This is a genomic window from Methanocorpusculum bavaricum DSM 4179 (genome assembly GCF_000430905.1).
GTDB lineage: Archaea > Halobacteriota > Methanomicrobia > Methanomicrobiales > Methanocorpusculaceae > Methanocorpusculum > Methanocorpusculum parvum.
Map to the genome: position 1 here is coordinate 177,561 of NZ_AUMX01000001.1, position 18,321 is coordinate 195,881.

At 52.3% G+C, this 18,321-nt stretch carries 22 protein-coding genes; 12 read left to right on the top strand and 10 right to left on the bottom strand.

Features of this window, described 5'->3' with window-relative positions:
- Positions 1-13: 13 nt before the first annotated feature.
- Genes H575_RS00985 through mmp11 form a run of 7 tightly spaced genes read right to left on the bottom strand, consistent with a single transcriptional unit; the run spans position 14 to position 6,918 of the window.
- Positions 14-1,012, bottom strand: a complete 999-nt coding sequence (locus tag H575_RS00985) for an isocitrate/isopropylmalate dehydrogenase family protein (protein ID WP_042696596.1) — start codon at positions 1,010-1,012, stop codon at positions 14-16.
- Positions 1,009-1,485, bottom strand: coding sequence for a LeuD/DmdB family oxidoreductase small subunit (locus H575_RS00990; protein ID WP_042696598.1), 477 nt, complete (start codon positions 1,483-1,485; stop codon positions 1,009-1,011). The genes H575_RS00985 and H575_RS00990 overlap by 4 nt, the downstream gene beginning before the upstream one ends.
- Positions 1,485-2,735: an aconitase/3-isopropylmalate dehydratase large subunit family protein gene (locus H575_RS00995; RefSeq protein WP_042696600.1), complete on the bottom strand. Its 1,251-nt coding sequence runs from the start codon at positions 2,733-2,735 to the stop codon at positions 1,485-1,487. Before H575_RS00995 ends, H575_RS00990 begins: the two co-directional genes overlap by 1 nt.
- On the bottom strand, positions 2,732-3,898 hold the full coding sequence (locus tag H575_RS01000; RefSeq protein WP_042696602.1) for a homocitrate synthase family protein: 1,167 nt from the start codon (positions 3,896-3,898) through the stop codon (positions 2,732-2,734). Before H575_RS01000 ends, H575_RS00995 begins: the two co-directional genes overlap by 4 nt.
- Complete coding sequence (locus H575_RS01005; protein ID WP_042696604.1) at positions 3,879-5,006, bottom strand: thiamine pyrophosphate-dependent enzyme; 1,128 nt, start codon at positions 5,004-5,006, stop codon at positions 3,879-3,881. The genes H575_RS01000 and H575_RS01005 overlap by 20 nt, the downstream gene beginning before the upstream one ends.
- A complete protein-coding gene (locus tag H575_RS01010) occupies positions 5,003-6,034 on the bottom strand; it encodes a radical SAM protein (protein WP_052319886.1) in 1,032 nt (343 codons plus the stop codon). The genes H575_RS01005 and H575_RS01010 overlap by 4 nt, the downstream gene beginning before the upstream one ends.
- On the bottom strand, positions 6,031-6,918 hold the full coding sequence (gene mmp11 / locus H575_RS01015) for a methanogenesis marker protein 11 (RefSeq protein ID WP_042696606.1): 888 nt from the start codon (positions 6,916-6,918) through the stop codon (positions 6,031-6,033). Before mmp11 ends, H575_RS01010 begins: the two co-directional genes overlap by 4 nt.
- A 154-nt stretch (positions 6,919-7,072) precedes the next feature.
- On the opposite strand from mmp11, the gene H575_RS01020 reads away from it, so the two are divergent.
- From H575_RS01020 to H575_RS01030, 3 genes are read left to right on the top strand one after another with little or no spacing between them, the layout of a single operon-like run.
- Positions 7,073-7,306, top strand: a complete 234-nt coding sequence (locus H575_RS01020) for a hypothetical protein (RefSeq protein WP_042696608.1) — start codon at positions 7,073-7,075, stop codon at positions 7,304-7,306.
- Complete coding sequence (locus tag H575_RS01025; protein WP_042696610.1) at positions 7,306-8,109, top strand: DUF7714 family protein; 804 nt, start codon at positions 7,306-7,308, stop codon at positions 8,107-8,109. Before H575_RS01020 ends, H575_RS01025 begins: the two co-directional genes overlap by 1 nt.
- On the top strand, positions 8,102-8,953 hold the full coding sequence (locus H575_RS01030; protein ID WP_042696612.1) for a deoxyribonuclease IV: 852 nt from the start codon (positions 8,102-8,104) through the stop codon (positions 8,951-8,953). The genes H575_RS01025 and H575_RS01030 overlap by 8 nt, the downstream gene beginning before the upstream one ends.
- Before the next feature lie 15 nt (positions 8,954-8,968).
- Here the strand turns inward: H575_RS01030 and H575_RS01035 are convergent, their stop codons facing one another.
- Positions 8,969-9,799 (bottom strand): nucleoside 2-deoxyribosyltransferase, encoded by an 831-nt coding sequence (locus tag H575_RS01035; protein WP_042696613.1) that lies wholly within the window; start codon positions 9,797-9,799, stop codon positions 8,969-8,971.
- 48 nt (positions 9,800-9,847) lie between these two features.
- Here H575_RS01035 and H575_RS01040 point away from each other — a divergent pair, with 48 nt between their 5' ends.
- The 4 genes from H575_RS01040 to H575_RS01055 are packed head-to-tail and all read left to right on the top strand — an operon-like array spanning position 9,848 to position 11,676.
- Positions 9,848-10,345 carry a DUF367 family protein gene (locus H575_RS01040; RefSeq protein ID WP_042697008.1) on the top strand — a complete coding sequence of 166 codons (498 nt, stop codon included), beginning with the start codon at positions 9,848-9,850 and terminating at the stop codon, positions 10,343-10,345.
- A gap of 49 nt (positions 10,346-10,394) precedes the next feature.
- A complete protein-coding gene (locus H575_RS01045; RefSeq protein ID WP_042696614.1) occupies positions 10,395-10,856 on the top strand; it encodes a DUF1890 domain-containing protein in 462 nt (153 codons plus the stop codon).
- Positions 10,853-11,119 carry a DUF1894 domain-containing protein gene (locus H575_RS01050; protein ID WP_318261560.1) on the top strand — a complete coding sequence of 89 codons (267 nt, stop codon included), beginning with the start codon at positions 10,853-10,855 and terminating at the stop codon, positions 11,117-11,119. The genes H575_RS01045 and H575_RS01050 overlap by 4 nt, the downstream gene beginning before the upstream one ends.
- On the top strand, positions 11,119-11,676 hold the full coding sequence (locus H575_RS01055; RefSeq protein ID WP_042696617.1) for a manganese efflux pump MntP: 558 nt from the start codon (positions 11,119-11,121) through the stop codon (positions 11,674-11,676). The genes H575_RS01050 and H575_RS01055 overlap by 1 nt, the downstream gene beginning before the upstream one ends.
- A gap of 1 nt (position 11,677) precedes the next feature.
- Here the strand turns inward: H575_RS01055 and H575_RS01060 are convergent, their stop codons facing one another.
- The gene (locus tag H575_RS01060) at positions 11,678-12,166 is read right to left on the bottom strand and encodes a hypothetical protein (protein ID WP_042696619.1); all 489 of its coding nucleotides are present in this window, start codon (positions 12,164-12,166) and stop codon (positions 11,678-11,680) included.
- A 92-nt stretch (positions 12,167-12,258) separates the two neighbouring features.
- Between H575_RS01060 and hpt the strand changes: the two genes are divergently transcribed.
- The 5 genes from hpt to fhcD all read left to right on the top strand — a co-directional run bounded on the left by hpt (position 12,259) and on the right by fhcD (position 16,541).
- Entirely contained in the window at positions 12,259-12,822 is a 564-nt protein-coding gene (hpt, locus tag H575_RS01065; protein WP_042696621.1) for a hypoxanthine/guanine phosphoribosyltransferase, read from the top strand.
- A complete protein-coding gene (dph2, locus tag H575_RS01070; protein WP_042696623.1) occupies positions 12,806-13,756 on the top strand; it encodes a diphthamide biosynthesis enzyme Dph2 in 951 nt (316 codons plus the stop codon). Before hpt ends, dph2 begins: the two co-directional genes overlap by 17 nt.
- On the top strand, positions 13,753-14,355 hold the full coding sequence (locus H575_RS01075) for an METTL5 family protein (protein WP_042696625.1): 603 nt from the start codon (positions 13,753-13,755) through the stop codon (positions 14,353-14,355). Before dph2 ends, H575_RS01075 begins: the two co-directional genes overlap by 4 nt.
- On the top strand, positions 14,352-15,533 hold the full coding sequence (locus H575_RS01080) for an MFS transporter (protein WP_042696628.1): 1,182 nt from the start codon (positions 14,352-14,354) through the stop codon (positions 15,531-15,533). The genes H575_RS01075 and H575_RS01080 overlap by 4 nt, the downstream gene beginning before the upstream one ends.
- Before the next feature lie 123 nt (positions 15,534-15,656).
- Positions 15,657-16,541: a formylmethanofuran--tetrahydromethanopterin N-formyltransferase gene (fhcD, locus tag H575_RS01085; protein ID WP_042696630.1), complete on the top strand. Its 885-nt coding sequence runs from the start codon at positions 15,657-15,659 to the stop codon at positions 16,539-16,541.
- 471 nt (positions 16,542-17,012) lie between these two features.
- Here the strand turns inward: fhcD and H575_RS01090 are convergent, their stop codons facing one another.
- Entirely contained in the window at positions 17,013-18,314 is a 1,302-nt protein-coding gene (locus tag H575_RS01090; protein ID WP_042696631.1) for a PEGA domain-containing protein, read from the bottom strand.
- Between the last annotated feature and the right edge of the window lie 7 nt (positions 18,315-18,321).

An 18,321-nucleotide genomic window follows, 5' to 3' on the forward strand; every position in this document is an offset into this window, starting at 1 on the left:
TCTCTATTCCTCTCTATTCTTTTTTACTGACAGCGTCAACCAAACGGCTGCCAAACTCTGACGTTGAGGCCATGCCTCCAAGATCAGGTGTAGATATGCCGCGGCTGATCAGACTGGATATTGATTCTTCGACGAGACAGGCCTCATCCTTCATCCCGAAATGTTCAATCATCATCGCTGCACTCCGGATCGCAGCAACGGGATTTGCGATACCCTTGCCGGCAATGTCCGGAGCGCTTCCGTGGACCGGCTCGAAAAATGCATATTTTTCCCCTATGTTCGCGCTTGGAAGCATCCCAAGACCCCCGGTGAGATACCCGCAGACATCGCTTAAGATATCGCCGAACATGTTTGTCGTAACGATCACATCATACTTCTTTGGATGCTGTAAAACATCCAGACACAAAGCATCGATAAACACAGCTTGTGTTTTTATTCCGTATGCCTCTGCGGTCTCCTGACACGTGTCTCTGAAAAGCAGATCGGATTTCAGAACATTGCCTTTGTAACCGATAACGAGCGGATGATTCCGATCTCGTTCCAGAACAAGAGAGCAGGCTTTCTCGGCGATCCGCCTGGATCCGGCCTTCGTCACCACGCGAAGGGTCGTCGACCTCTCGGTCCCGATCTCCTCGATCCCCGAATAAAGTCCCTCGGTATTCTCCCGCACGATCATCATATCGACGGAGGATCCGTCGCCGGATGACTGCAGGGATCGGATCGGCCGAAGATTCGCATACAGATCGAGTTCATGCCTGATCTGCAGAAGAACGCTCCGGTAATCCGGATCCGGAGGTGTCGTCACAGCCCCAAATATAATCGCGTCGGCTCCCTTCAGCTCACGAATGTCATCCGGGGAACAGGCAGACCCCGTCTTCTCCCATTTGGCAAGACCGAGTTCGACCTCAAAAAAATCCGCATCGGTGAGAAAATGCTCAAGGATCTTTCGTGCCTCGGGGATAACCTCGGGCCCGATACCATCCCCTTCCACTACAGCGATACGATGGCTCATGGTTCACCAGACCCGGAAAGATAGGCATTCAGACCGCCGGCATACAGGATCTCCTTCATCCGGCTGGAGAGAGGTTTTGCCTGATAAACGGCATCTGCTGTTTTGACATACGATTCATCGGTGTCAAAAGAGATGAGATCGCCATTCTCACATACAACATCCGCTTCGAAAACATACAGTCCGAGATTCACACAGTTGCGGAAAAAGATCCTCGCAAAAGACGGAGCCACGACGGCACAGACCCCGGCTTCTTTGAGAGCAGCAGCGGCCTGTTCGCGGGAAGAACCGCAGCCGATATTTTTCCCGGCAACCAATACGGCGCCGTTCAGTCTTCCGGCAATACTCTTATCATAATCTTCAAAGGCATGCTCCACCCATACCGACCGGTCGGTCGTCCGAAGATAACGCCCGGCGATGATCATGTCGGTATCCACATCCTCGCCGATCACAACGGCATGTCCTGATACGATCATCAGTTCAGCCCTCCGTTCCACTCATCAGGCGATCTGATCTCCCCGTAAAGGGCGCTGACGGCGGCAGTCGAAGGAGAACAGAGATAATATTCGGCTCCGACACCCATCCGGTTCCTGAAATTCCGGTTCGCTGTGGAAAGACCAACCTCACCTTCACCAAGGACACCCATATGTGCCCCGAGACACGGTCCGCATCCCGGCGGACAGATAACGCAGCCCGCTTCAAGGATGTCGGACAAAACACCTGTCGAGAGAGCTTTTGCATACGCATCCTTCGAAGCAGGAGTCACGATCGTTCGTACAGCGACTTTGTTGCCTTTGACAATGTCAGCGAACCGTTTGAGATCCTCAAAACGGCCGTTCGTACACGTGCCGACGAACACCTGATCGATCGAAGTCCCCGAATACCGGGTAACCGGTTCGGCATTATCGACCCGGTGAGGTACGGCAAGAAGCGGTTCAATATTATCGAGATCGAGGCAGATCTCGGATTCATAACTGCAGTCTTCGGGTTTCTGCAAAGAAATTCTTTTCTCATCCGCCCCGTAGGTCATCAGATGTTCACGGGTAAGAGGATCCGCGTAGAATAATCCGGTCTTCGCACCGGTCTCGACCGCCATGTTAGATAACGTCAGCCTTCCTTCGACCGGCATGCCGGCGGTCCCGTCGCCGATAAACTCCAGAGCTTTGTAGGTCCCGCCGTCCATGCCAAGCGCCTTTACATAAGATAGAGCGACGTCCTTGGGTTCGGCATGGCCGGAAAGTTTGCCGGAGAGCACAATACCTATCGACTCGGGAACTCTAAACCAGGTCCCGCCGGTTGCCCAAATGCCCGCCATATCGGTTGCTCCGACACCGGTTGAAAATGCGCCGAGTGCCCCAAGCGTGCATGAATGCGAATCCGCCCCGACAACGATCTCGCCCGGAAGACAGACTCCTTCGCTCATTATCTGATGACAGATCCCGCAGCCGACCTCGTGAAAATGCATCCGATTCTCTCGCGAGAACTTCCGAAGATCTCCCTGAAGATCGGCCGTGACCGAGTTGTTCGCCGGCGAGATGTGATCATATATTATAGATAATTTTTCAGGATTGACAACAGACTTGCCTGGTATCCGGAAATTTTCGAAAGCGACCAATGCCTGAGCACCAGTCCCGTCGTGGGCAAAAGCCCGATCGACCATCCGGTCGACATACGTTCCTTCGGCAGACCCGAGGATACGTTCGGAAAGTGTTCCTGCCATATTCATCCCGTCCTGGCTTTATCAAAACCCGATGTCTTTTTCAATTCAGTTTCCTGTCTGGCCTCGGAAATTACCGAGAGAAGAACATCCTGAGTGATACTCTGCTTTGTCTCGCTGATCGATTTGATCCGTTCCAGAATTACATCGACCTCGCCTGGGACCGGGCTGTATCCAAGGGTCGTCAGAATATACTCGAGTCCTTTTCTTCCAGTATGTTTGCCGAGAATGAACTTCTGCTCAGCCCCGACCATCTCCGGCGGATAATACTCGTAGGTATTTCTGTCCTGAATCAACGCGGCGATGTGGATCCCGCTTTCATGACAGAAGGCATGTTCGCCCACAACCGGTTTTGTCTTTGCGATTTTTATCCCGGAATAGGTTTCCACGGTCCTCGAAAGAGTCTGAAGAGCAGAGAGATCATACCGGTCGACCCCGCCCTGCATCCTGAGTGCGACGAGAACCTCTTCAAGGGAAGCGTTTCCGCACCGTTCGCCGATCCCGTTTACGGTCGTATGAAGCTGGAATGCTCCTGCCTGGGCTGCGGAAAACGTGTTGGCACTCGCAAAACCCATGTCATTATGACAGTGAACACACAGAGAATTTTTCAATCCCTCGTTTAGTTCAAGCACGGTCTCATACATGGAAAGAGGCGTCATACAGCCGACCGTATCGGCATAACTGCTGTAGGAAGCTCCCCGTTCAGCTCCTTTCGCATACATCTCTTTCAAAAATCCGACATCGGTCCTCGACGCATCCTCTGCGGAGAATCTGACCTTTATCCCGTGATCGAGGGCATAATCCAGCATGCCAAGAGCAAGATCAAGCATCTCCTCCCGGGTCTTCTTGTATTTTATACGGAGATGCAGATCCGACGTCGCGAAAAACAGACTGACAAGATCGACACCGCAGTCTATAGCTGCATCGATGTCGCTTTGAACACAGCGGGATAAACAGCATATCTCCGACGGCAGATCCATCTCGACAATGGATCTGACGCTGCGCTTTTCATACTCGGATACGCTTGGGAACCCTGCTTCGATGATATCGATCCCGATATCTGAAAGGCGCTGGGCGATATCCTGTTTTTCTTCACAGGTGAAAGACACCCCAGGCGTCTGTTCACCATCCCTAAGCGTTACATCGCATATTTCAACATTCAATGGTTTCATGATTTTCTCCAGAGGGGCATTCCCCTTCAACGACCAGAATTCCAAGACCGGTGTTTTCAGTAACTCCTTTTTCGATCAGCTCTTCAAGACGGGGATCATCAGCCGAAACGACCGTGGGGGTAAACCGGGCCAGATAGGGCAGAATATCCGGGCAGTCCTGACCGCCGGTCATGCCCAGTTTTCTGTTTTTCAAAATAATGCAGAACAGAGAGCCGTGCTTTTCGTACATATCGATGAGAGCATTCAGCCCGGAGTGCAAAACCGCATAATCACCCATGAGGGCGATCTTCGTGCTCTTTGCAGCAACCGCCGGCGAAGATCCAAGCCCGTAGTTTGCATGAGAAAAACAAAACGGCGGGTTCTTCGAAAGAAGCGAACAGCCGGTATCGCAGATCGCAGCAGTATTATTCTGTAAAAGCGTGTTTTTCAGGATGGAAAACAGCGGTTTGTACGGACAATTCCTGCAGAGCGTCCGGTAATGACCGCGGGAAGCGAACGTCTCGGGAACGGTATTTTCCCGAATCAGCTTCTGCTTCATAACAGCGGTGATGGTTTCTGCGTATTCACAGCGCCCTTTCATCGTCAGATCATCCGGGAATACTATCCCGTATCCGTTTCTTCGTTCAGGAAGGGAAACATCCAAAATCCCGGCATCCAAAACCGCCGGAGTGACCCGGATGATCGCGACCCGCGAGTAGGTTTCCGAACTCCGCATGGCCGCTTCGACCGAAGAGCAAAGATCGTCAGACGTCGGTTCAAGGACCGGGACCGAGGCAACATCCCCGTACTTTCGTGAATCCTGCCGGGTCTGGGATCCGCGAACCTCGGTATCGTCGCCTGCGATGATCACGACACCTGCCTTGAGTCCCTGATAGGTCGCTGAGACCAGCGGATCGGAAAGAGTGTTCATGCCGGCATTTTTGACGATCACCACTACTCTTTTCCCGGAAAGAGACATCCCGAGAGCATACTCAAGAGCGATCTTTTCGTTGAGCGTGTACTCCGCTCCGCATTTTTCCGCAAGATCCGTGACCGGATAACCCGGGACCGCGAAGCATACATCGGATCCGTGTAAAACAGCGGAGGCAAATCCATCTTCCGCTTTCATACCGTCACCTCCCTCGCATGCAGATCTGTCATCGGAGTGAGATCGCAGCCCATACACTTTGCGCACATCGTCCTGGCCTTTGACATGTCGAGACCGAAACGCGGAAGTTCACTCTGCAGGAATTCGGCAATGTCGAGAATATCCGCCGCAGAAGGACGGGAATAATCGGAAAGCTCTGCCGACGGAGTCAACGGCCTGATGATCGGAATGATCCCGTTTTCGAGACACTGCGTGATGCATGCTTTCATCTCCGCTTTTGACTCGCCCAGACCCAGAATGATGTTGGTATACACGCAGTTTTTTCCAAAAACCCCGGCGGCTTCCTTGAGGGCGGCCCATACCTCCTCCCAGTCAAGGCCGGGACACATCTCGGCAAATAATTTCTCAGTCGCGGTCTCGAGATTGAACTTCACCTCAAAGACTCCAAGCTCGAAGAGTCTTTTGGAAAGCCCGGGAGTCGGATACACCGAAACGCCGATCGGCAGATCAAAAACGCGGATCTTTTCGAGAATCGTAAAGAGGCGTGCATCCTCCTCGTTCATCGTCCCGACAACGCCGCTCGTAAGAGAGATGCATTCGATCGTATCCCGGGAACAGGCATCTTTGATAAGAGAAATGATTTCATCCGGCGTTTTTATGTGTTTTTCCTGGTTTGGAACACTGCAGTATCTGCATGAAAAGATGCAGCCTTCATTTATCGTGATATACGCCTGCTTTGGGCAGTGACAGCCGGTTTTTTCCACAAACCCGTCAACAAAAACCGGACCGTTCGGTCCTTCGAACGTAAGGACCGCAGAGTCCCCATAGTTTTCGATATGAACAGTGCTCTTCTCATCCAGCATCAACCGTATTCTGGAAACACCGTCGGAGAAAAAAACCGATCCGCCTTTTCCGGCGCTAGGGCCGGCGGTGGATGAGAGTGAAGCCGGAAGCGGGATGCCGGTCACCTTTGCTGAACCGACAGCCAAAAGCTGGTGTTTGATTCGGCCAAGATCATTTGTATCTGCCGTCTTCGGGACGCTGGTCATATCAAAAGAGCCTCGGCGTAATTCGTGTAGAAAGGGATCGCCGCCGCTGCTCCGATGATACCCCTTCCTTCGATCCTGACATCCAGATGACGGCGGACAGACGCAAAATCATCCAGCGTCACCTCGCCGGCTTTGACTTTTCTTGCATACGGCATGATCGCTGACGGATCGAAACCGATGTAGGCACAAAGACCGGTCTCATCGGAAAGAGTGTAGCGTCTGACCAGAGCTTCGAACCGGTCGATGAGTTTTTCAGGTTCTGTTGTGGCAAACTCGCAGGCGAGAGCGACACAGTTTTTGGTCCGGTAGGGAACCGGATAAAGCTGGGTTATCGTGTGGGAGAGATAACGGGAGCTGGATGTTTCAACAGCCTTCGATATATTGTGGGCAAGCGTCCAGGTCGCTCCCTCCTCCGGAGTGTCGGTATCATCGAGACCGATGATGACCCGGGTATATCTCGGCAGATGGATGGTCGATCCGGCAACTTTTCCTCCGCCGCAAACATCGCTTGTATGACGTAAGACTCCGCCGGCAGTCGCACGGCAGATACTTGCCCCGACACCTCCGCCGCCAAGACCGAGATACGAGACGGAGATCTCCGACTCGGTTACTTCCGCCCCGCAAATTCCTGCAGGAAAGTAGGAGCCTTCGAGTTGGAGACTGACATCACCGGTCTCAAGCAGAAACCGCTGGGTATTGGAAACGATGCGGGAACTTTTGACAAGAGGGCTTTTCGCATAATGATTTTTCACCCACATCGCTCCGCCGACACAGTCGAACCTCTCGATAAGTTCAACGGTTCTGCCGTCTTCTGATGCGAGAGCTAAAATCTCCGGGTAGGATATGGAGTAGGGATTACTGAGTGCACTGGATTCTTCGGTCATAGGTATCAGCCGGATGTTTGTAGCCGAAATTTTCGCAAACGAAAATATCGTTAACAAATATGTGTGGCTTGCGGGATATAAGGATTTGTGTTGACCGGGAGAGGTGCCGACTGGATAAAATACTAATCCTCAAAACCCCAAATGAGTAATCATCATGTGGGAATCATTAAAAGAACAGATACAGGAAGTCGGCTGTGCAAAAATGACAGGAGCTGATGCTTCAGCCTACATAAAAAATGATCAGGTCATCTTCGTATATGAAGGAAACAGACTGCCCATACAAACAGCTCCGGAATCGGCCGTAACGATCAGACATATCGGCGGCGGATCGGTCAAACTCACCTACAAATTCATCGAAGTACTGGCAAAAATAGAAAGACCCGAGTGATGATATTTCCTAAAGAGTGTAAATTCGTGGGAAACGCCGCATCTTCCCCCCTCGGCAACAAAGTGTATTTCCTCACAGAATATCTGATCCACCCGACCGAAGGGGGATTTGAGGTCCTGAAAATACAGCCGAAAGACGGGATCGGACTCATGAGAGAGATCGAGTCTGTGGAACTGGTCGCCGGACCAAAGGATATCGCTCTCTGGAGTGATGAAGTCAATACTCATGACAGAGCAGGTCTTGTCAGAAAAGCGCTTTCAACACAGAAGAGGTGCACGATCTTTGGAAAAGAGGACGATCACATGACCTTCATCTGCGATCCCGACCTCTCGACATTTGAAACGGTCCATGTCTTCGATATCACGCCGCCAAATCCCTCCTTAGTCGACACACTCACCGGACTGGAATCGCTCGGATTTTTCGAAACAGAAAACGTTGTCTTTGAACACCACATCAGAGACATCAGCAAACTCGACACGGAAGTCTATCCCTGCAGAGCAGGAGGATTTCCCCACACGCTGGACCGTGACGTCCCGCCGAAAGGATCAAGGATCGCCTGCTGCCGGACCGGCAGACAGATCTGTCACGAGAATTACGGGTACGACTTCGAGTTCGAAGACATCTGCCCGATCACCCAGGTAAACAGAGAGCCGTTCATTGCCCGGTGCTGCAGAGCGGAAAACAGCGGGATCGGCATGTACAACGGATACTTCGGCGCAGTCGTCCACTGGGGAGCCAACCCGAAAACGATCGCCGATGCATTTTTTGGCATGATGAAGGAATGGAGAGAACGAAATGATTAAGCTTGGATTCCATGTATCGATCGCCGGTTCCCTGCCCCTCGCAGTTTCCCGTGCAGAGGAAAACGGATGCGACACCTTCCAGATATTTACGAGAAGTCCGCGGGTCTGGGCCGCCAAACCGATCGAACCCGCCGTCGCGAAAGCGTTCAAAGATGCATTGACCGTTTCGGGGATCGGCCCCGTCGTTGATCACATGCCCTATCTCCCGAATCCGGCTGCAGAAAAACCCGAGATATATGCAAGATCGATTTTTACCATGACCGAGGAGCTGGACCGCTGTGACCAATTAAAGATCCCCTATCTTGTTACGCATCTTGGCCATCATGGAAAGGAGGACGGACATAAAAAAGGGCAGGAGAAGGTGATCGCCGCGATCGGCCAGGCACTGGACGAATCCGAAGGTGAAACGATGATCCTGCTCGAAAACACCGCGAACGAAAAAAATACCGTCGGGGGCACATTCACCGATGTGGGAGTGATCGCAGACGCTCTTTCAAATGAAAAGCGGATCGGATTTTGTTTTGACACCTGTCACGCTGCAGCTGCCGGTTATGATCTCAAAGGGCACGGAGCTGAGACGGTTTTCGGCTGGTTCAACGATGAAGCCGGACGCCTCGACCGGCTCAAAGTCATCCATCTCAACGACATGAAAGGAGGCGTCGGCTCCCACCTCGACAGGCACGAACATCTAGGGCTCGGTTACCTCGGGGAAGAGACGATCCATGATGTCTTAACGTTTCCAAAGATCTCTCACTGCGCCTTTATTATGGAAACGCCGTCTGACGAGATCAGGACCGACAAAGACAATATGGCCGTCGCCCGACGGCTTGCCGTGTCATCCTGACCTCAGCAGAAAAAATCAGGGGAGCTTCAAAAAACTCAGTGCCGATCTGAGTTCGTCAACGCTCGAGACGACTTCGGCCCCTGATTCAAGCATGAGATTCACCCGCTCATTCCCGCTGAGCCGCCGGAAATCCGTTCTGAGAGCGATAACCCGCTTCCCGCAGGCAAATGCATACCCCATCTCCCAGGAAGTGCCGGAATCCACATCAGACCCGTCGATGACCCCGACAACGATATCCGCTTTTTTCAGTTCAGAGAGATTTTTATCATAGATCGTCCTCTCGCGATCATTCCCTCTCGCCTCGGCAGTGTCGTCAAACTCCTGGGGAAGATACACGGAAAAGAAATTTTTTCGAAGAACTTCGGCAAGGTATGTATTATACCGGCGTTCACCCTCCGAAAAGAGCGGTGACGCCAGATAGATCCGGTATCGTGCAAAAACGCGGGCGTCTACGACGGGAAACCCGGAGAATCTCTTTAGAAAAACACCAGGGCCGGCTGACTTCTCATTCGTGAAATAGGTCGTCGTCACCCCGCAGGTCGGCGATGAGTTCACGCCGAGGATACAGAGAGGCTCACCCTTCACCGAGATGATATCCCTCACCTCCTGCTCTAACCGGTCGAGCAGAGCAGAAAACTCCGGAGTATCCAGACGTTCTGAAAATGAACCCGGCGGTCTGGGGGTCCCAAGATACAGCGTCTCCGGACATGGCAGAGGAACAAGTTCGATCCCAAACTCCTCACACCGCTTTCTGCACCGCAAAAAAACCTCACGGTCCTCATCCGTCGTAATACCGTCTGCACGAAGATTTTCATTGAGTACACAGGGTGATGCGAGGATAAACATGAGTATAGTATTTGTAGCATGAAGACATAAATAAAGACCATGAGCATGCTGATCTCCCTGATTGCATTCCGTGACAACTCCTGCGATCCGAAAAAATGCACCGTGAAAAAACTGGAAAAGTTCGGGATGATCAACGTCGTCAAAAAGATCACGCAGGTTCCAAAGACCACGCTCCTCCTCGACCCCACAGCCGAATACGTTATCTCCCCGGCCGATAAAAAATGGGTCACATCCATCACCGCGCTCGACTGCTCCTGGGTGGTCCTTGACACGACCAACTTAAATCCATGGAAAAACCGGCGTGCCCTGCCGTTTCTGGTCGCCGCAAACCCGGTGAACTTTGGAAAACCCTTCACCCTGACATCCGTGGAAGCGCTCGCGGCAGCTCTTGTTATCCTCGGAGAGAAAGAACAGGCAGTACGAATCCTCGAAAAGTTCAACTGGGGTCTCAACTTCCTCAAACTCAATGAAGAACCGCTGGAAGAGTATGCCAACGCAAAAGACAGCGCAGAAATGCTCAAAATCCAAAGTGAATACATCGGATAATCACCTGAACAAATAGTTAATACCCTCACAAAACAGACGGATATCTACAATGGGAGAGGTGCTCATTTTAATCGGCTGTCCCCAGATCCCTGTCCAGTCTCCGCTTGTACTCTACATTGCGGACTTTCTTCAGGATGCGGGACACCGCCCGGTCGTTGCGGCGAATCCGTCAGCGAAGCAGCTCATAAAAACCAGCGATCCAAAAAGTCACTATGTTGCGGAATACAAAGATGTGGAGAAGACAATCGGAGAGCTGGCTGAGGGGAGCGTTTCGTATCCGCTGATCATTTCCCTGATCCACAACGACGCGGGACTCACGTACACGGCAACAACTTCCGCGGTTGCTCCCAAAGCTCTTCTCATTTCTGTTCTCTTCGGAGAACACGCATATGATCTCGCGGAAGAGATCGAATATCCGACAGAAAAAGTCGTGGCGCCGGTAACGCACAACACCCGGCCACTTCTCACAAAATTAGACGAGGTACTCGAATGGGCTGTCTTGAAAATATGAAATACGAGATCCTGGCGAAGAACTGCAGTTTCAAAGAAGCACGGGAGATCATCAGATCGAACAGCACGGAGAGATACGAAGTCCCCCCGGGATTCAAACTGCTGGATAAAGCTCTGATCGGGGTGCCGCCGCTTATCATCGGCATCGCCGATGAAAAACTCATTTACGCCTACACAAAACCCTGCCACGGAACGTTCATCGTCGTCGTCGAAGACCCTGAAGGGATCGAACACGTGCGCAGGAACGGAAAACCTGTCCAGTAATGACAGATCTTCTTCTCTCCTCCCTTTTGATCGCGGTCGGTCTTGCGATGGATTCGTTCTCCGTATCGCTCGCCGGCGGCGCATCACTCAAAGAACAAATTGGAAAAACGGCAGTGACCGCCGGCATATTTTTCGGATTTTTCCAGTTTGCGATGCCGCTTCTTGGATGGGCGGTCGGAGTCCCTATCACCGGAATGATCGATCCGTTCGGTTACTGGATCGTGGTCGGTCTGTTCTTCTTCATCGGCGGAAAAATGATATGGGACAGTCTTTTTGGAAAAGAAGACGGCGTGAGTCTTATCGGCTGGAAAGTTCTGCTCCTTTTAGCCGTCGCGACAAGCATCGACGCCCTCGCCGTCGGAATCAGTTTTGCTTTGATCGGAGAAGCGATCCTTCTCCCGGCGGTGATCATCGGTGTGGTCGCCTTTGTGTTTTCCTTTTTCGGGGTCTTTGCGGGTCACAAACTCAGCAGTATCCTCGGAAACAAAATGCAGATCTTCGGAGGGATCATCCTCGTTTTGATCGGCATAAAATTCTTTATCGAATACTGTCTCTGAATCAGACGAGCCCTAAAAGTTCGGCGATCCGTTCGGCCGATGCCTGTATCCGCTCCCCGGCACCGTCGAAGTCGACCGAATCAAGCGCAGCCTGGGTCCCCTGATTTGTGACAGGCATAGTCAAAATCTGGTGCAGAAAATCATCCGGATCGTCAGGAGAGATCCCATCGAGCGAGGGAACGAACCCGAGATCGAGAAGAGACGACGTGTTCGTGGAGTTGACGGAGGAAAGCGTGGTCATGAGATCCTCAGCCTCGTTTTGTGTTATCCCCTCTTTGGTGAAGGTGAATCCGAAAAGTTCCACCTTCATGTCGAACTTCTCCGTCACCGATCCGTTTGACAAAAGATTCTCCGTCACCGGCGTGAGATAAATATGCCCGACCGTCTCATTTCCCATAACGATGTCGGTCGTCTGTGTCCCAAGACCGATACAGCCGGCACTCAAAACGATCATCACTGCAAACAGAAGGACAGCCGGAATATATTTCATTGAAAGAGCATTAGCGGCACAAAGAGAAAAAACCTTGTCCGCAGGCGGGTCCCGGCGTTAGACGTATTTGTAAGAAACGTCAACATATACACATGCTTGAAATCCTCAAAGAGTCCCTGCTGACCTGCCCGATGGTCAAACGGGAAAAAGACGGGGTCGTCTATAATTATTTCATCCATCCGATAACAGACGGCATCCCGGCGGTCACCGCGGAACTTCTCCGCGATGTCACGGCCGCGATGCTGAAATCACTCGATCTGAAAAATGTCGATAAGATCGTGGTCTCCGAGGCAATGGGGATCCATATAGGGACGGCGCTGACTCTGGCAACAGGCATTCCCTTCGTCGTTATCAGAAAAAGAGAGTACCGTCTGCCCGGCGAAGTCGTCATCGGTCAGGAAACCGGATACTCCAAAGGGAACCTCTATATGAATTGTGTAAATAAAGGCGACCGTGTCGTGATCATTGACGATGTAATCAGTACCGGTGGGACGATCAAAGGGATCCTTCCTGCGCTGAAAATCGCCGGAGCAGAGTTAGTTGATATCCTTTTTGTTGTCAACAGAGGATCTCCCGACATCGGCATTCCCTACAAAACACTGGTCACGATCGATGTTGATGAAAACGGTGTGAAGATCATTGATTCAGCTTTCTGAAGTTATTACCCAGCTGAAAAGCCGGAACGCGAAACGGGTCGCCGTCCAGCTGCCCGAAGGTTTGAAGCGAAAAGCTGCGGAGATCTCGGCAACGCTGAAAAACGAGGGATTTGAGGTCCTCATCAGCGGAGATGCCTGCTGGGGAGCCTGCGATCTGAGTCTGGATGCTTTGGAATGGGCAGATGTTCTCGTCCATGTCGGACACACCCCTGTCACCACGGAAAAAAACGTCATCTATCTCCCGTTCCAGCAGGACATCCCTCTGGAGATCCTCGAGTCAGCCGTGCCTCAACTCAGGCAGTACACATCAGTAGGTATAACGACCACGATCCAGCATGCCCATCAGACAAAAGCGATCTGCAAATGGCTCAAAGATCACGGAGTGAACGCCGTTATCGGAACGGGATCCTCGAGGACGCCTCTCGAAGGTCAGGTTCTTGGATGTACGTATGCTTCGGCAAAAAATGCAAAAGCAGAAGCATATCTGTTCATCGGGACCGGCGTTTTTCATGCGATCGGCGTATCGCTCGCTACGAAAAAACCGACCTTTGCCCTTGACCCGTTCGCCGACGGGATCCTGCAGGAGGTCTCTGCCGACCGACTCTTGCGAAAACGTTTCGCCCAGATCGAAAAGGCGAAGAGTGCGAAGACCTTCGGGATCCTGCTCTCTTCCAAGTCAGGACAGGGACGCCGCGAGCTGGCTGAACGGCTTGCCGGTCTCCACGAAAACGCCGTGATCATTCTGATCCGGGAAATCTCCGAGATGCAGCTGAGAAATCTCGGCTTCGATGCCTATGTGAACACAGCGTGCCCGAGACTTGCCTTAGACGACCAGAGCAGATTTCCCATGCCGGTCCTCTCCCCCTCTGAGTTTGAGATCGTTCTTGGAAAACGCTCCTGGGATGATTACATCATAGATGAAATTTTACCATGAAACTCAGACAACTTGAGATGTGTCTGCAGAAGATACAGGGATTTCGTTCGCCGAAAGCAGATATCGAACAGTACATGACCCCTGCCCCGCTCGCCGCAAGGCTTCTGCACGAAGCAGCGCTCGCCGGTGATATATGCGAAATGAAGGTCGTTGATCTCGGCTGCGGAACAGGGATGCTTTCGATCGGAGCGGCGCTTCTCGGTGCAGAGGTCACCGGCATCGATATAGATGAAGCGGCCCTGAAAATCGCCAGAAAAAATGCCGAAGCATTCGGGGTCGATATCGAATGGATCAGAATGCGTATCGACGAGACCGCTAAACCCCTTGCAGCAGACACGGTGATCATGAACCCCCCGTTTGGCGCACAAAAAGAGCATGCCGACCGGCCGTTCATCGACTTCGCTCTCCTGACGGCGCCGGTCTGTTACGGGATCTTCAACAAAGGCAGTATCCCGTTCCTTGAAGCATACACAAAAAATACCGCCGTCATCACCGCAAAAACAGCAGCTCTGCTGAATATCCCAAAACAATTCGCCTTCCACACACAGGAAAATCTGGAGATCCCTGTTGAGATCGTCCGATTAGAACGGATAGCATGAACGATACTACAAAACGCATAGCAGGCCTTGCCGCCGGCCACGGGGCAGTGGACTTTTACATCCCGGTGATCCCGGCGATACTGCCGGCACTGATCCCTCTGTTCACCGAACAGGGCATCACATCCTATGCAATGGCAGGATGCCTGTTTACCCTCCTGACCCTGACGATGGTCATTTTTCAGCCATTGACCGGCTGGATGATCGATAAGGGACGCTGGGTCCCGGGTCTCTCCTGGTGCATCCTGATGACGGGTTTTGCCGTCGCTCTCTTCGGGATCACCCAGAACTACTGGGTCCTTTTGATCATGGCAGTGATCACCGGGGCCGGAAACTCCATGTTTCACCCGAATGCCTATCAGCAGATCCATCAGTTCACCACATCGGCAAACCGGGGAACGTTCCTTTCCCTGTTCTCGGTAGGCGGATCATTCGGATACGGAGCTGCACCCCTCATCACCGGAGCTTTATTTGCCTGGGGAGGATTTCCTGCACTCATCTGGCTCGTGATTCCGGCGGTCGGAGTAGCCGTTTTGCTGAGAAAACATCAGCAGAAACCGGCGGTCCTGCCGCAAAGATCCGCGGATAACGGAGGGGTAAAACCGAAATGGAGACATGCCGCTTTGGTTCTCGGGATAAGTTCGCTTAGGACCTGGGTCTATTACGGATTCCTTGCCTTTGCTGCCGTGTATCTAACGAAATACGCTGGCGTCGATTATCTTCTGGCGACCGGGGTCGTCAGCTGCATGATCTTTGCCGGAATGTTCGGCACCCTTATTGCCGGCCCGCTTTCTGACAAGATCGGGCGAAAGGAGGTCATGTTCGCCGCCTACATCGGAGCAACGATCGCCTACTTCGGGATATTTTTCCTGTCAGGCATCGGCTCGGTCATCTCTCTTGTCATCGCCGGATTTTTTATGATGGCAACTGCTTCCGTGGAGATCGCGACGGTCCAGGAACTTATGCCCGGCAGCGTCGGCCTTGCATCCGGGATCATGATCGGTATTCCCCAGGGGCTTGCCGCGGTTTCGATCATGGTGATCGGGATCATGGCAGACACCGTCGGGATGCCGGCAGCACTTTTCACCCAGGTCTGGCTTATTGCGGCCGCCGTCATTTTGTGTGCTGCCCTTCCCTATCCGCTCAAACTGCTCAGCCCTTCCCGCAGAAAAGCTGAATAGATCAGGACGGGATCCCAACACTCCTTTTTTCCGGCTGAAAATGCATTATCCCGGCCCGGGGACACGGGGCTTTTCGCATCCAACCCGCAAACGCTATTTACCCCAATGCCCAATTCATATAATATGGAATTCAACGGTGTAATTCTTGAAGACACATATGCAGAAGGCTTCCCGGTGTGGGCTGCCCGTGTTATCATCACTGCAGTAACGAAAGAATGGGCATACAAAGCCGCAACCGAAGCAACCGGTTTTGCGACCTCGACGATCGGATGTCCCTGCGAAGCAGGAATCGAACGGTTCGTTCCGGCCTCCGAGACCCCCGACAACCGCCCCGGATATGCGGTCATGTTCTGCTGCGGAAAGAAAGCACTGAAAGAACAGGTCCTCGAGCGTATCGCAGAGTGTGTTTTAACAGCACCTACGACCGCAGTTTTTAATGGAAAAGCAGGTCTTGAAGAGATCATCCCCGTCAAACTCCACTTCTTCGGCGACGGATATGAGTCCAAGGTCGTTGTCGGCGGCATCAACTGCTGGTCGATCCCGATCATGGGCGGAGACTTCATCATCGAAGAAGAAGTCGGCGCAATCAAAGGCGTTGCCGGCGGAAACTTCCTGATCATGGGCGACTCCCAGATGTCTGCCCTTATTGCAGCACAGGCGGCAGTTGACGCGATCAGCTGTGTTCCCGGAACCATCACCCCGTTCCCCGGAGGAGTTGTCTCATCCGGTTCCAAGGTCGGCTCCAACAAATACAAGTTCATGGGCGCATCCACCAACGAAAAGTTCTGCCCCACGATCCGCGAGAAGGTCCCGGATACCGAGATCCCCGAAGGTGTCAAGGCAGTCTACGAGATCGTCATCGACGGTGTCTCCGAAGCAGCAGTAAATGAAGCAATGAAAGCCGGTGTCCAGGCAGCATGCAGAGTTCCGGGTGTCGTCAAGATCACCGCAGGAAACTACGGCGGAAACCTCGGTCCCTTTAAGTTCCACTTAAAGGACTGCATCTAACTTTTTTTTACGTATTTTATTCAGCTGACTCGACCTTATGAGCCAAGGCGATTTTCTTCAAATAGGACTTACGCGGTGTGGTTGTGAATCCAATTTGGGAAGGGTACGGCTGGGTTTGGAAACATGAGATTATTTAACCGCGAATCTCCGCGAATTCACGCGAATCGCATTTTTCTTGCGTTCGGGTGCTCTGCTTCGGCTGATGCGTGCAAATCGAAGATTTGCGTGCCGCCTCAAATGGGCTTTGCCCATTTGGGCTTTCCAGGTAGTTCATCTGGAGTGAAGGATTCAGATAGGAAATATGTGATAATTGTGAGGATACAATTCGGAAAGTATATTGCTGGGTGTGGGAGCATGAGAAAGCCCACCGCGTAAGTCCTATTCAAAGAAGGATTGAAAAATCGTCCGTTAAATAATTTCCAAAAAAAGAAAGACCTCTCAAAAAAATGAGTGGTCTTGAAACCAGAATGTTTACCGGCGTCTTGCAGCCAGTACAACTCCGCAGGCGCCAAGTCCGGCAAGGATCCCGATAAAGGGTGCCGGCGACGAGGTCGGAGTCGGGACAACGGACTGGGACATCACAACCGTTCTCTCAACCGTCTGGCCGGTAGAAACGGTGATCGTCTCTGACCAGTCTTTATATCCGCCGTGCTGAAGAAGCACGGTGTGGGAACCTGTGGCGAGATCGTTCAGCGTGAGCGGCGTATAGCCTCTGAAGACATTATCGACATACACATCCGAGCCTGACGGATCTGAAGTGATATGCAGAGAACCGGTCGTCACGACCGGCGTTACCGGATTCATCGTCACGGAAAACGTTCTGGTCTCGCCTGAGCTCAGAACAAATGACGACGAGTAGGTGGCGTATCCGTCAAGTTTCAGCATAAGCGTGTGGGATGTTCCGGAAGTGAACGGGCCGGCCTGCATGTAATTCGGGTTCGACGGGCTGGAGTACTGGGTGTTTCCCACATACCCGCCGTCAATGTATACAGCAGCTCCGGAAGGATAGGAAGCCACCTGGATGTAGGCGTCCGCACTCTTCTGGAGATTTGCCGAGACCGACGTCGTCGAGCCTGTGTAGACAGAAGACGTGGTCGAGTAGGACGTATAACCTGCTTTCTTCACCATGACCTGATAGGTTCCCGGGTTCAGACCGATCGTAAACGGCGTATCGCCTTTGTAGACACCGTTGATGTACACGTCCGCATTCGGCGGGCTGGAGTAGACATACAGATACCCGTAGGTGACCGACGGATTTAAGGACGCAGAGACATACGCGGTCTGACCGGCAGTCACGGAGGTTGAGCCTGTCCATGAATCATACCCGGACTTATCCATACGAACACTGTGCGAACCCGCAGACACCGAAACCGTCACCGGACTCGTTCCCTTGTAGATGCCGTCAACATAGACATTGGCTCCCGAGGGACTCGAAGAGACAGAAAGGTACCCGGTCGTCTGGATCGGAGTCAAAACAGCATTGACCTGGATATAATCATCTTTTGCCGGGATCCCGGCATCATAATAATAATCATAATACCCGTTCTTCGAAACGGTTATGTAATGATGCGTAGGAGTGCCGGTCGTGTAGACGATAAAACTGTCAGGCGTAGTGATCTTGTCTCCCGTTGCCGAATCAGTGGCCGTGGCCCCGGAAGGAGACGACGTTACATAAATGGTCGCCGTATCCGAACCTATCGCTGCCGAGACCGGCAGACAAAGAAGGGAAAGGGCAGCCAAAACCGCAAGTAATGCGAGAATAGATGTTCTCATAGATAAT